This window comes from Bacillus sp. ISL-39, assembly GCF_018613295.1.
In the GTDB taxonomy this organism is placed as follows: Bacteria; Bacillota; Bacilli; order Bacillales; family Cytobacillaceae; genus Mesobacillus.
Window position 1 is genome coordinate 51,170 of sequence record NZ_JAGGQM010000007.1, and the last position, 12,499, is coordinate 63,668.

Here is a 12,499-nt window from a genome sequence, read left to right on the forward strand (position 1 = left end):
TACCATGGAATTCGAAGTTCAATACTTATCATTTTACGTTGTTCAGGTTGAAGGCAAAGGCGAGCAGGCAGATAAAAGATATAAACATTTCCAGACATTGAATGAGGAAGAATATGAATCCAGTCACCTTAAGGATTTTCTTGATGGCGAGTTTGCCAAAATAGTCAAACGGAAGGTGGAACGCCATCCAAAAACAGATGAAGTTCCTACTAAGCTCGGATACTTCATCGTAGAGGAAGGGCATGATTTAACCTCCAACCCAAACTACAATCTTTTCCATCGTGTGCGATTTGCTGAATCAAAGGAAGACTTCCAGCAAGAGAGCGAAAAGTTTGCAATAGCATACGTTGATACAAGCGCAGTAAGAGGCGGGGCATTCATTGTTGCGAGAGCTAAGCTTCGCAAGTTTTTTGACGATGCATTTGTGTTTATCCTGAAATGTGATTTTGAACCAAAGGTTGCCTCAATTTCTGATGAATCGACCTTGATCCGGCAGGTTGAAATGGCGATTACAACTAAAAACATGAAATCCATACAGTATCCCTATATGCCGGAAGAGGGAATGATCCAGGATAATGAACTAAAAATTAACCAGTCCTCACATGCTCGTTATTTTGAGGACTTCCTGAAATATGTTGAGTATGGCCAGTCGATGCCGGAAATCGTAAAGACTCAGGTCATTGAGATGGTCCGCGGGCATATGGAGGAAACCTTTGAACCAGAAAGCGAGGAGCGGGAGCAGCTTGAGAACGCCATGGAAATCTGGGCAGCCAGCGACAAACGCGAGCTCCAGGAACGATTCGAGCCCGATCAGGTCATTGAAGCAGCTGCACAGCTTATCGAGCATACTCCTGAATTGGAGCTTAAAATGAAGCTCGACCACATTTCGGTAAAAGGATTGCTGGCTGATTATGGAGACAGTATCCATCTTGCAAAGGTGAATGGGAAGTATGTCATTATGATTGAAGCAGATACCATTACCTTTGAAAAAGGGTTCTCTCCTGTTGAATTTGCCAAACCTGATGAAATCGGTACAGTAGTAGAAAGGATCAGGCAAAAAAGCTGACAATCTATAAATTTACTACTTGATAATGTGAGCTGGATTAACACTTTAATATTACATTGAAGCATTGGCGTATTTGCCAATGCTTTTTTATGGCCTTGTCAAGCACTTCATATTTTGGTTACAATTGGAAAAGGAGGTGAACTTATAGCAGCAAGGGGGATTATGGATGGTCACTACATATGTAAACTGGAACAATGGCAGAGTAAAGTTAAGCTGGCAGACAGATACTCATCTTCCGCCGAGGGATTTGATAAGCAGTGTTCACGGGTTCTGTTTTCACAATGAAAAAGTGTTACTGGTAAGCTTGAATCATCGCGGATGGGATATGACTGGCGGTCATATTGAGGCAGGTGAATCAGCTGAGGAATGCTTTAAGAGAGAGACTATGGAAGAGGCTTATGTTACAGGTGATTGCATATTTTTAGGTTCCATCATAGTCGATCATAGCGAAAACTTGCAATGGAATGAATGATAGCCCTTACCCTAAAGTTGGATTTCAAGTGTTTTACAAGATGGATATAACGGAAATTCATGAATTTGAAGCAGGCTATGAGTCCACAAAAAGAATCTTTGTCGATCAAGATCAGATTTCCGAATATTACCATGATTGGCACGAGCTGTATGAACATATTTTAAAATTTGCTGCTGATAAAAAATAATAGATTAATATAGTTAGGATGAATGAAATGGATGCTGTGAAACAAAATAGTCTTGCATGGGACAAGAAGGTTGAAAGTGAAGCTGTTTATACTAAAGCGGTTTCAAGAGAAGTGATTGAAAAAAGCAAAGCGGGTGGATGGGAAATCACAGTGACGACTGGAAAACCAGTTCCTAGAAGCTGGTTTCCACAATCACTGGCAGGATTAAAAGTTCTTTGTCTTGCTTCTGGCGGAGGACAGCAGGGGCCCGTTCTGGCGGCAGCGGGAGCCGATGTAACAGTTGTTGATATCTCCCAAAAACAGCTGGAGAGGGATGAGTTTGTCGCCAAAAGAGATGGACTGCAATTAATTACACTACAATGCAGCATGACGGATCTTTCGGCGTTCAGTGATGAAGAATTTGACTTGATCATCCATCCAGTGGCAAATCTATTCGTCGAAGACATCTCACAAGTTTGGAGGGAAGCGTCAAGAGTATTGAAAGATAAAGGGACACTTATATCGGGCTTCACGAATCCTCTCTTATTTATTTTCGATGATGAAGAAGACATGAAAGGGAACCTGGTGGTGAAAAATAAGGTTCCAACCTCATCTCTTGATCACCTGACAGATGAAGAAAAGGACGAGTATATGAACTCTGATCAAACGGTTGAATTCGGCCATACATTAGAGGACCAAATTCAGGGCCAAATTGATGCCGGATTCGTCATCACTGGATTGTATGAAGACGATTTTGGCGGCAGAAGGCCACTAGATGAATATATTAAATGTTTTGTCGCAACAAAAGCTGTTAAAATAAATGTATAAATCGCTCGCGCCCTAAGAATCCTTAGGGTTTTTTGTTATTTAATCAGCATAAACTTCACACCCCGGATCAGTGTTTGGCTCAAGCTTCCACCTCCTCGAGTTTCTCAACTTTTTCTAGATTTTTTAGAATATTTAGACTAATAGTTGAATATTTCAATATAAACGTTATAATAAAGTTTATAATACATACCGACCGGTTAGTAGAAAGCTTTAGGGGGAATAAAATGAGATTAGGAGACAAGACAGCGATCATTACTGGCGGTGCCAGTGGAATTGGGCGTGCAGCCGCACGTCGCTTTGCCGCTGAAGGAGCCCAGCTGGTAATCGCAGATGTGAATTGTGATGGCGGCAGAGAGACAGCCCAGCTTATTGAACAACAGGGGGGCAAGGCTCTTTTTATCGAAACAAATGTAAGCGATTCCAAACAGGTGAAAGATCTCGTTTCAGCAACTGTTGAAGCATACGGAAAACTGGATATTCTCTTTAATAACGCAGGCATAGGCAATCCGGATGTTAAAAGTGTTGATCTCGCTGAAGACGATTGGGACAGAATTATAGATATTAATCTTAAAAGTGTTTTCCTCGGCATAAAACATGCTGTTCCTGAACTGAAAAAGGCTGGTGGAGGAGCGATCATCAACACCTCTAGCTTGCTTGGAATAAAGGGGCAAAAATATCTTGCCGCTTACAACGCATCCAAGGCTGGCGTTATCCTTCTGACCAAAAATGCAGCATTGGAATACGGCAGGGATTATATCCGTGTAAATGCAATAGCCCCGGGTGTCATCGATACCCAGATTATAGATGGCTGGAAAAATGATGAGCGGAAGTGGCCGATCATTTCGAGAGCAAATGCCTTGGGGAGAATTGGAACACCCGAGGAGGTCGCTAATGCCGTCCTGTTCCTCGCCTCTGATGAAGCTTCTTTTATTACTGGTGCGACATTGTCAGTCGACGGCGGTGGACTGACATTTTAGCCATATACAATTAAGTAAAATTTAGAATGGGGGAAATCAAATGAGCGAGAACAATGTCTGGCTTTCCAAGTATCCTGACTCCATTGCATCCACTATCACAATTCCTGAAAAATCTTTGCCGCAAATGCTTCGAGAATCAGCAGAGAAGTATCCTCTTAACAATGCCTTATCCTTCTATGGCAGAAAAATCACATATGAACAGTTGTCCAAGAATGTGATGCATTTTGCATCAGCACTGCAAAACAGAGGAGTAGAGGCTGGAGACCGGGTGGCTATCATGCTCCCGAATTGTCCTCAATATGTCATTTCCTATTTTGGCATATTGACTGCAGGTGCGATCGTTACACAGGTGAATCCAATGTCCGTTGAACGTGAGCTTGAATATATCCTTAATGACTCAGGAGCGGAAACAATTGTAGTGTTTGATGCGCTCTATGCCAAAGTGAAAAGTGTTGAGGCTTCTACTAAACTTAGAAATATCATAGTTGTCAGCCTGCAGCCTTCTGAGCATACTTTTGCACCAGACACAAAATTTGAAGTGTTTTTATCAGAAAGCAGCGGCAGGACATCCGTGGTCGATGTTAATCCTCTTGAGGATGTTGCCGTGCTCCAGTACACGGGCGGCACAACAGGACGATCCAAAGGTGCGATGCTAACTCATCGAAACCTTCTGGCCAATGTACTGCAATCCCATGAATTTTTCAAGAATGATATCAAACCTGGTGTTGAGCGTTCGTTGACGGTCATCCCCCTGTTCCATGTATTTGGGATGACAGCCTGCATGAACCTATCAATCTATACAGGCGCAGAGATCATTTTATTGCCTCGCTTTGACCTGGAAGAAGTCCTGAATACGATAAAAAATGAACAGCCAACGATGTTCCCTGGGGTTCCGACGATGTATGTCGCGATTACGAACCATCCGAAAGCGGAGGAGTATGGAATCGGCAGCATAGAAATATGCAACAGCGGGAGTGCGCCAATGCCAGTAGAACTCCTAAAAGAATTTGAGAGAAAAACTGGTTCAAAGATCCTTGAAGGCTATGGCCTTTCGGAAGCATCGCCAACTACCCATTGCAATCCAAGCTTTGCTGAAAGAAAACCCGGAAGTGTCGGCATCGGCATGCCATCAACAGAATACAGAGTCGTCGACCTGGCAACAGGAAAAGAAGAAGTTCCAGCTGGAGAGCTGGGTGAAGTAATCATTAAAGGCCCGCAGGTTATGAAAGGCTACTGGAATATGCCAGAGGAGACAGCAAACACATTGAGGGATGGATGGCTTTATACAGGAGATATTGCAAAAGTTGATGAAGAAGGATATTTATATATTGTCGACCGAAAAAAAGACATGATCATCGCGAGCGGTTACAATATTTATCCACGTGATATTGAGGAAGTATTGTATGAACATCCGTCTGTCCAGGAAGCCGTTGTCATCGGCATACCGGATGAATACCGCGGCGAAGCAGTCAAAGCAGTGATCGTCCTAAAAGCAGGAAAGGAAGCCGATGAAGCACAGATCAAGGAGTTCTGCCGACAGAATATGGCTGCCTACAAGGTACCAAACGTCGTCGAATTCCGTGAACAGCTGCCGAAGACAAGTGTGGGCAAGATTTTGCGAAGAGCACTAAGGGAAGAAGTAAGGAGTAAATAAATACTTTCTCCGTAATGGGACAGGGGGTAAAATATGGTATAATTTCTGTGCAGACTAGTAGGATTGCGAGGACAGCAAAGTGAAAGAAAAAATTACCGCACATAGCATAAGATTATTCGAGGTAAAAGGTTTCAGTGAGACTTCAATCCAGGATATTGTCGACTCACTAGGGGTGACTAAAGGTTCGTTTTATTATTACTTTTCCAGCAAAGAAGAATTACTGATGGATATACATCTCAGATATATTGACGAGTTATTAAGCCGTCAGGAAGAAATTCTTTTAGAACAGTCGACAAGCAAGCAAAAATTGTTTGACATCGTTTATATGCTGATCAGCAGCATTAAGTCAAAAGGGGCATCCGCAAAAATCTTTTTCAGGGAAATGCGTCACTTAAGTGATGACAGGCTGGCACAGATTGTCGCAAAGCGTGATCAATTCAGATCGAATGTGGAACGGCTGATTCGCGAAGGAATTGACAGCGGCGAGTTCCGAAAAGATTTGAATCCCATCATCGTCACCTTTGGCATACTTGGTGCCGCAAACTGGAGCTACCAGTGGTTCAATCCAATGGGAAAGGTATCTGACCGGGAAGTGGCCGAGATTTTTGTCGAAATGATCCTGAAGGGAATCGAAGTCAATTGAAGAAATATGTAGGGAGAGGCTTATGAAAGCCAAGCCTCTTTCTTTATTTTTTACATACCAACCGGTTAGTACGAAGAAATTCCGAATAGAAAGTGGGGAGACAAATGCAGGAAATCCAGGTACAGGCACGATTTGGCGAGACGGACGCGCTAGGACATATTAACAATACCAGTTATTTTGTCTATCTGGAGGAGGCAAGGATCCGCTTTTTTGAAACATTGGGCTACCGCATGGAATTGAACGACTGGAAATTCATTTTAGCTTCCACCAAATGTGATTTTGTCAGCCAGGGGTATTTCGACCAGCTGTTGACGGTAAAAACATTTGTATCAAGAATTGGTTCGAAAAGCTTCCAGCTAGAACATGACATTGTCTGCACGCAGACGCAGCAGTTGATTGCAAAGGGCAATGCAATCATTGTGTATTATGATTTTACAAATCAACAGAGTCAGGTTTTACCCGAATTGCTAAAAGAAGGGCTGAAAAGCTATTTGCTGCCCGCATAAATAACAGAATATTCCGTATATACAGGAGGTGTCGGAGTGAGATTCCAAGAAACAGTGGTTCTTGTTACAGGAGCGGGGAGCGGAATCGGAAAAGCGACAGCCGCTCGGTTTGCCAGTGAAGGGGCAAAAGTAATATTGGTTGGGCGGACGAAATCTAAGCTTGAGATGGCAGCAAAAGAAATAAATGAATTGCATGAGCTTCCTAGGGCTGAAATCTTTCCTGCTGACGTAACAGATGAAGATGATGTCAGCGAGTTAGCATATTACATGGAGGAGCAATTTGGCGACCTGCATGTCCTTGTGAATAATGCTGGAGGTTCTGTCCACTCAAAAATCATGGACACCTCAGCCAGTGATTGGGACTTTGTACAAAATACGAATTTAAAAAGTGTTTTCCTGGTCTCGAAAACGCTTGGGAAGCTCATGGCAAAAAGTTCAGAGAAGGAGGGAGATTTTTCTCAAAACCGTTCAATCGTCAATGTAGCCAGTTTATCCGGACACCAGGCAGGTGCGCATATCCCCCATTACAGTGCTGCTAAAGCTGGTGTCATCAATTTTACAAAATCAATGGCATTGGAATTGTCTCCTTACGGGATAAGAGTCAATTCAGTATCACCTGGTTTTGTGGAAACTCCCCTGACTGAGAAGGGGATGAAGAATGAACAATTTGTTAAAGCAATCAGAAGAAATACAGCTCTAAGGCGAGCTGGCAATCCCGATGAAATCGCGAATGTGATTGCTTTTGTCGCATCAAGTGAAGCTTCTTACATGACGGGTTCAGACATTCTCGTTGATGGCGGCTGGTTGATTAAATAGGTTTATGATTCTATTAAAATCTGAGAAAGGGTGAACGCTATGACGAATGTTAAGACGAGTGACCATTTAATCATCAACAAAAATGGGGCAGTACTTTCCTTGACCTTAAACAGACCAGAAAGCTTGAATTCCTTCAGCCCGGAAATGATTCTTACACTGACGGAGGAATTAAGAGAGGCACAGAACAACCCAGAGGTAAAGGTAATCGTTTTGTCCGGTGCCGGCCGGTCGTTCAGTGCTGGCGGCGATGTAAAAACAATGGGCGAGGCACAAGCGACAGGCGTATATGACCATATCGGAAGGCTGAATGAGTGTATTCTTGCCATGAAAGCTACAGAGAAGCCAATCATTGCAGCAGTTCATGGTTTTGCTGCGGGTGCAGGATTCAACCTTGCCCTTGCTTGTGACTTGATTGTCGCTGCCGATGACAGTAAATTTGCGCTGAGCTTCTCGCAGGTTGGCCTCGTCTCTGACGGCGGTGGTTCCTATTTTGTCCCAAGACTAGTTGGACCGCATCTGGCAAAACAATTCATGTTCACTGCAGAACCAATTCCGGCAGAGCGATTATACCAGTTGGGCGTAATTAACTATCTCAAACCTGTAACAACTTTACAGGAAGAAACACTGAAGCTTGCCACTCAGCTGGCAAATGGGCCGACCAGAACATATGGGATGATCAAGAAGCTGGTTGACCATTCAATGACAGCAACTCTGGAAGAAATTCTTGAGCAGGAACGTATCACACAGACCATGATGGTATCAACTGAAGACCATCAAGAAGGCATTGCAGCCTTCAAGGAAAAAAGAAAACCAAAATTTACAGGCAACTAAGGAGGCAATTCATGAAAGCAATCCAACTGAAAGAATATGGCGGTCCGGAGGTTCTCCTATTGGCAGAGATGGAAAGACCAGTACCTACAGATCATCAAGTATTAATTGAAATCCATGCGATCGGAGTCAATTATGCGGACACAGCAAGAAGAGAAGGACTGTATGTCATTCCTACTAAACTGCCGTTTATACCTGGAGCAGAAATTGCGGGAATTGTAGTTGAAACAGGAGAATCCGTAACAAATGTTCAGGCCGGCGACCGCGTTGTTACCTTAATCGAATCTGGAGGTTACGCTGAATTTGCCCTTGCTGACAGCCGCGGGCTCATTCCTTTGCAGGACCATATGGAATTTGAACAGGCAGTCGCTCTCCCGCTTCAAGGTCTAAGCGCATATCACATACTGAAAACGATGGGACGGCTGGAAAAAGGTGAAACAGTGCTAGTCCATGCAGCAGCTGGAGGAGTAGGCACTTTGGCTGTCCAATTAGCAAAGCTATCAGGTGCAAGCAAAGTAATAGCAACCGCTAGCACTAATGATAAACTCTCTTTAGCCGCTGAAATGGGAGCTGATGTACTTGTCAATTACACTGAACAGGGATGGGAAGAAAAGGTTTTGGAAGCAACCGGCGGTAAAGGTGTGGATGTTGCCCTAGAAATGGCAGGAGGGGAAATTTTCAATAAAACGTTGAAATGCCTTGCCACGTTCGGTCGGCTGGTTATCTATGGAGTTGCCAGCGGGGAGCAGAGCCGCTTTTATCCATCATCCTTAATGGCCAGAAACCAGTCAGTCATCGGGTTTTTCCTGCCGCAAATCATGAGAAAGCCGGCGCTGATCCAATCAAGTATGGCTGAAATGCTTGGATATTTATCGAAGGGCCAATTAAAACTGACAATTGGAGGCGTTTATTCGCTTGAGCAGGCAGCAGAAGTCCATCGCCTTTTGCAATCACGGCAGACGAAGGGAAAACTGATTCTAAAACCTTAATAAGGGGTGTGCTGAATGGCAAGTATTAATACGGTAACTGGTCCTATTAAAGCGGAGCAATTGGAGAAGACGCTTATTCATGAGCACTTTATCTTTGGGTATCCTGGCTTCCAGGGTGATGTGACATTGGGTGGATTTAATGAAGAATCAGCTCTCGAAGAGGCAATCAACATTGCCAGGTACATGCAGAGCTTTGGGGTAAAGACAGTCGTGGATCCGACCCCAAATGAATGTGGAAGAAATCCAGAGTTTTTAAAGAAAGTCTCGGAAGCTACCGGTCTCCAGATTATTTGTGCCACTGGCTATTATTACGAAGGGGAAGGAGCAACCCCTTATTTCAAGTTCAGGCAGGCATTGGGCACCGCGGAGGAAGAAATCTATCAAATGTTCAAGAAAGAGTTCACCGAAGGTATCTCAGGTTCGGGCATTAAGCCTGGAGTGATCAAACTGGCGTCCAGCAAAGGTGAAATCACAGAGTATGAAAAGATGTTTTTCCGCGCGGGCGCCCGTGTACAACAGGAAACAGGCGCAGTAATCCTCACCCACACCCAGGAAGGAACAATGGGTCCTGAACAAGTAAGGTTACTGATTGAACACGGAGCAGATCCTGGAAAAATCATCATCGGCCATATGTGTGGAAATACCGACCCCGAATATCATAAACAGGTTCTGGACCAAGGCGTCCGGATTGGCCTGGACCGTTTCGGCATCCAGGGTATGGTAGGTGCACCTTTTGACCATGAACGGGTACAGACTCTGCTGGCATTACTGACTGAAGGGTACGAAGATCAAATTTTACTTGCACATGATACCGTGAATATCTGGCTCGGCCGCCCGCCTGTTATGCCGGAGCAGGCCGCGAAGATTATGGAAAACTGGCAGCCAGGCCATATTTTCAACAATATCTTGCCACAGCTTAGAGAAAATGGAGTGTCAGAAACGCAAATTGATAAGATGCTCGGCGGAAATGCTGTTGGACTTTTCACTGGGGCTCCGGCAAAGGTAGTATCCTAGAAACAGTTCTCAGAGCTGATTCAAGATTCTAGTAGAAAGGGGCGATGACCTATCCAAACAATTATACCTCTTACGCTGGATTCGCCTTTTTCTGAAGGGATCGTGGTAGTGTATGCCGTTCTTGGTGAAACAGCAACACTTATAGATACAGGCAATCCAGGCGAGAAATCCTTTTACCAGCTGAAATCACAATTAAGAGAGCATAATCTCAGTTTTAAAGACTTTGACCATATAATCGTGACCCATATGCATACGGACCATTGTGGAGGAGTCAGCCTGATCCAGCAGGAAGCGAGCCTTCCCGTGTATGTACATGAGCTTGCAAGGCCAGTGATCACTGGAGGAGAACCAGAGTTTAATAGAATCAATCAGTTTTTTAGTGATTTTCTAAAGGAATGTGGTGCTGACCCTACTGTTCATCAGCATGCACGGAAATACAAAGAAGAAATCTGGCAGAATGTCCAATATGTCAATGAAGGCGATGAAGTACACATAGGAGGAAGACCCTACAGTGTGTTGCATGTTCCCGGACATAGCCAGACAGATATCCTTCTGATTGATGAGGAGCAGGGGATTACATTTGTCGGTGACCATATCATTCCCGAGCTGGCCGTCAACGCCTTTATTGAGCCTCCGGTACCAGGGGGAAAGCATCGTCCGTCTCCATTGATTCAATACAGGGAATCCCTGATTCGGTCAAAGGGGAGAAACCTGGGAAGATGTTATTCAGGACATGGACTTCCCTTCACACAGCACATTGAGCTCATTGGTAAAAGATTGGCTCAGCAGGATGCACGCTGTCAGCAAATACTTCAGGTTTTAAATGAGCGTGATAAAAAAGTTTTCGAGATTTGCCAGGAGGTCTACCCGCACTTGAAGGGGGAAATCGTTTTTCTTGGGCTCTCACAAATACAGGGGCATCTGGATTTGATGGAATCCCGAAATGAGGTGATGAAAGAGGTACAGGATTCAATTGTTTCTTATAAGCTGATCTGATAGTTGCCAAGGCTTCTTATACTTTTAACAGGAGAGGATTAAATGAAGCTGAAAGAGCTGCTTGAAAATAATATCAGTAAATACGGGGAATATCCATCAATATACAAACATTGAAACGAGGCAGTACGCTGACCGGATAGCGAATGGTCTCCAAAAGCTCGGAGTGGGAAAAGGCGACCGAATTGTCGTCTGTATGCCAAATAACCCAGAAGTGATATTTTCCTATCAGGGCATTACCAGAAGCGGTGCCATCATTGTTCCAATTATGTTCACCCTTCATCCGAAAGAAATTCAGTACATCATTAAAAATTGTGAAGCCAAAGTTGTCATTGCCTCTTCCTATACAGCAGAAAATTTGAAAAAGGCGTTAGAAGCCCTGGAAGTCAAACCAACCCTGGTCGTTACAGATCTTCCTGGTAGTAATGATTTTTTAAACCTCTATGATCTGATGTCTTCGGAATCAGCTGACTCCGAGGATGATTCTGACGAAAACGAAACCGCCGTGATTTTATATACCTCAGGAACGACTGGAAATCCGAAAGGCGTTCTATTGACCCACAAAAATCTCTACACCAATGCAGTCAACTCCGCAGCCCATAATGAAACCGAAAGAGGCGTTACGATTGGCGTCCTTCCGTTAGCGCATGTATATGGTCTTACCATATCGAATACGTGCTATATAACGGGAAGTTCAGTTGTTGTTTTCGCCCGGTTTGATCCAGAAGAAATTTTCAAAGCTATTGAGACTTATAAAGTAAAAGCTTTCTCCGCAGTCCCTGCTATGATTCATGCAATGGTTGGCAGCCCAAAAGCCGACCAATATGATACATCCTCCCTTGAGTGGATTGGCTCAGGGTCCGCACCGCTGCCTATCGCGCTCCTGAACGGTTTTACCCAGAAGTTCGGCGCGAAAGTATTTGAGGGTTATGGATTATCAGAAGCAGCCCCAATCGTAACAGCGCATAATAAAAAAATTGAAATAAAACCAGGTTCAGTCGAAATACCGATTCCAGGGGTCAACATAAAAATTGTTGATGATCAGGGAAGTGAAGTCCCTGCAGGAAAGGTTGGCGAATTGATTGTCTCAGGTGACAATGTTACCCGGGGATACTACCAGAATAGTGAAGAAACAAACAAGGTAATCAAGGAAGGCTGGCTTTTCACCGGTGATATGGCCAGAGTTGATAACGAAGGCTATCTCTATATTGTCGACAGAAAAAGGGATTTGGTGATCAGGGGCGGCTTCAATGTATATCCTCGTGACATTGAAGAGCTGCTGAACGCCCATGAGTCTGTCTCGGAAGCCGCGGTTGTCGGTATACCTGACGAAGTGATGGGCGAGGAAATTGTTGCATGTGTCGTGAAAAATGCGGGCGCATCACCAACAGAAGAAGAACTGATCCTTTACTGCCAGGACAATCTGGCCAAAAACAAAACACCGAAGCGGATTGTTTTTATGGAAGCTATGCCACGGAACGGAGTCGGCAAGATCCTCAAGACCCGTCTAAGAGAAACAACTGCTACTATCATCACAAAATAAGCGA

General features: G+C 44.2%; 14 protein-coding genes. All 14 read left to right on the plus strand.

Going from position 1 to position 12,499, the window contains the following annotated elements; translation table 11 throughout:
* Nucleotides 1-4 precede the first annotated feature (4 nt).
* The gene (locus J7E37_RS08125; protein ID WP_214778830.1) at nucleotides 5-1,066 is read left to right on the plus strand and encodes a DUF3900 domain-containing protein; all 1,062 of its coding nucleotides are present in this window, start codon (nucleotides 5-7) and stop codon (nucleotides 1,064-1,066) included.
* 166 nt (nucleotides 1,067-1,232) lie between these two features.
* Nucleotides 1,233-1,538 carry an NUDIX hydrolase gene (locus J7E37_RS22460; protein ID WP_353049997.1) on the plus strand — a complete coding sequence of 102 codons (306 nt, stop codon included), beginning with the start codon at nucleotides 1,233-1,235 and terminating at the stop codon, nucleotides 1,536-1,538.
* Between the two features lie 40 nt (nucleotides 1,539-1,578).
* A complete protein-coding gene (locus J7E37_RS22465; protein WP_353049998.1) occupies nucleotides 1,579-1,725 on the plus strand; it encodes a hypothetical protein in 147 nt (48 codons plus the stop codon).
* Between the two features lie 27 nt (nucleotides 1,726-1,752).
* Nucleotides 1,753-2,532, plus strand: a complete 780-nt coding sequence (locus J7E37_RS08135) for a class I SAM-dependent methyltransferase (protein WP_214778832.1) — start codon at nucleotides 1,753-1,755, stop codon at nucleotides 2,530-2,532.
* Between the two features lie 224 nt (nucleotides 2,533-2,756).
* On the plus strand, nucleotides 2,757-3,509 hold the full coding sequence (locus J7E37_RS08140) for an SDR family NAD(P)-dependent oxidoreductase (protein ID WP_214778834.1): 753 nt from the start codon (nucleotides 2,757-2,759) through the stop codon (nucleotides 3,507-3,509).
* A gap of 40 nt (nucleotides 3,510-3,549) precedes the next feature.
* Nucleotides 3,550-5,163: a long-chain-fatty-acid--CoA ligase gene (locus J7E37_RS08145; RefSeq protein ID WP_215023473.1), complete on the plus strand. Its 1,614-nt coding sequence runs from the start codon at nucleotides 3,550-3,552 to the stop codon at nucleotides 5,161-5,163.
* 79 nt (nucleotides 5,164-5,242) lie between these two features.
* Nucleotides 5,243-5,806 carry a TetR/AcrR family transcriptional regulator gene (locus J7E37_RS08150; protein ID WP_214778839.1) on the plus strand — a complete coding sequence of 188 codons (564 nt, stop codon included), beginning with the start codon at nucleotides 5,243-5,245 and terminating at the stop codon, nucleotides 5,804-5,806.
* A 104-nt stretch (nucleotides 5,807-5,910) separates the two neighbouring features.
* Nucleotides 5,911-6,312: an acyl-CoA thioesterase gene (locus tag J7E37_RS08155; protein WP_214778840.1), complete on the plus strand. Its 402-nt coding sequence runs from the start codon at nucleotides 5,911-5,913 to the stop codon at nucleotides 6,310-6,312.
* Nucleotides 6,313-6,348: 36 nt separating this feature from the next.
* Nucleotides 6,349-7,128 (plus strand): SDR family NAD(P)-dependent oxidoreductase, encoded by a 780-nt coding sequence (locus J7E37_RS08160; RefSeq protein ID WP_214778842.1) that lies wholly within the window; start codon nucleotides 6,349-6,351, stop codon nucleotides 7,126-7,128.
* A gap of 39 nt (nucleotides 7,129-7,167) precedes the next feature.
* A complete protein-coding gene (locus tag J7E37_RS08165) occupies nucleotides 7,168-7,959 on the plus strand; it encodes an enoyl-CoA hydratase/isomerase family protein (protein ID WP_214778844.1) in 792 nt (263 codons plus the stop codon).
* Between the two features lie 11 nt (nucleotides 7,960-7,970).
* The gene (locus J7E37_RS08170; RefSeq protein ID WP_215023475.1) at nucleotides 7,971-8,945 is read left to right on the plus strand and encodes a quinone oxidoreductase family protein; all 975 of its coding nucleotides are present in this window, start codon (nucleotides 7,971-7,973) and stop codon (nucleotides 8,943-8,945) included.
* A 15-nt stretch (nucleotides 8,946-8,960) separates the two neighbouring features.
* On the plus strand, nucleotides 8,961-9,959 hold the full coding sequence (locus J7E37_RS08175) for a phosphotriesterase family protein (RefSeq protein WP_214778848.1): 999 nt from the start codon (nucleotides 8,961-8,963) through the stop codon (nucleotides 9,957-9,959).
* Nucleotides 9,960-10,067: 108 nt separating this feature from the next.
* Entirely contained in the window at nucleotides 10,068-10,955 is an 888-nt protein-coding gene (locus tag J7E37_RS08180) for an MBL fold metallo-hydrolase (protein WP_215023477.1), read from the plus strand.
* Nucleotides 10,956-11,016: 61 nt separating this feature from the next.
* On the plus strand, nucleotides 11,017-12,495 hold the full coding sequence (locus tag J7E37_RS08185; protein ID WP_251009557.1) for a class I adenylate-forming enzyme family protein: 1,479 nt from the start codon (nucleotides 11,017-11,019) through the stop codon (nucleotides 12,493-12,495).
* Nucleotides 12,496-12,499: the final 4 nt, after the last annotated feature.

What these genes read in the sequence shown, in the direction of transcription:
- J7E37_RS08125 (WP_214778830.1), top strand. Translation starts at nt 5, where the DNA reads ATGGAATTCGAAGTTCAATACTTATCATTTTACGTTGTTCAGGTTGAA.
- J7E37_RS22460 (WP_353049997.1), top strand. Translation starts at nt 1,233, where the DNA reads ATGGTCACTACATATGTAAACTGGAACAATGGCAGAGTAAAGTTAAGC.
- J7E37_RS22465 (WP_353049998.1), top strand. Translation starts at nt 1,579, where the DNA reads ATGGATATAACGGAAATTCATGAATTTGAAGCAGGCTATGAGTCCACA.
- J7E37_RS08135 (WP_214778832.1), top strand. Translation starts at nt 1,753, where the DNA reads ATGGATGCTGTGAAACAAAATAGTCTTGCATGGGACAAGAAGGTTGAA.
- J7E37_RS08140 (WP_214778834.1), top strand. Translation starts at nt 2,757, where the DNA reads ATGAGATTAGGAGACAAGACAGCGATCATTACTGGCGGTGCCAGTGGA.
- J7E37_RS08145 (WP_215023473.1), top strand. Translation starts at nt 3,550, where the DNA reads ATGAGCGAGAACAATGTCTGGCTTTCCAAGTATCCTGACTCCATTGCA.
- J7E37_RS08155 (WP_214778840.1), top strand. Translation starts at nt 5,911, where the DNA reads ATGCAGGAAATCCAGGTACAGGCACGATTTGGCGAGACGGACGCGCTA.
- J7E37_RS08165 (WP_214778844.1), top strand. Translation starts at nt 7,168, where the DNA reads ATGACGAATGTTAAGACGAGTGACCATTTAATCATCAACAAAAATGGG.
- J7E37_RS08170 (WP_215023475.1), top strand. Translation starts at nt 7,971, where the DNA reads ATGAAAGCAATCCAACTGAAAGAATATGGCGGTCCGGAGGTTCTCCTA.
- J7E37_RS08175 (WP_214778848.1), top strand. Translation starts at nt 8,961, where the DNA reads ATGGCAAGTATTAATACGGTAACTGGTCCTATTAAAGCGGAGCAATTG.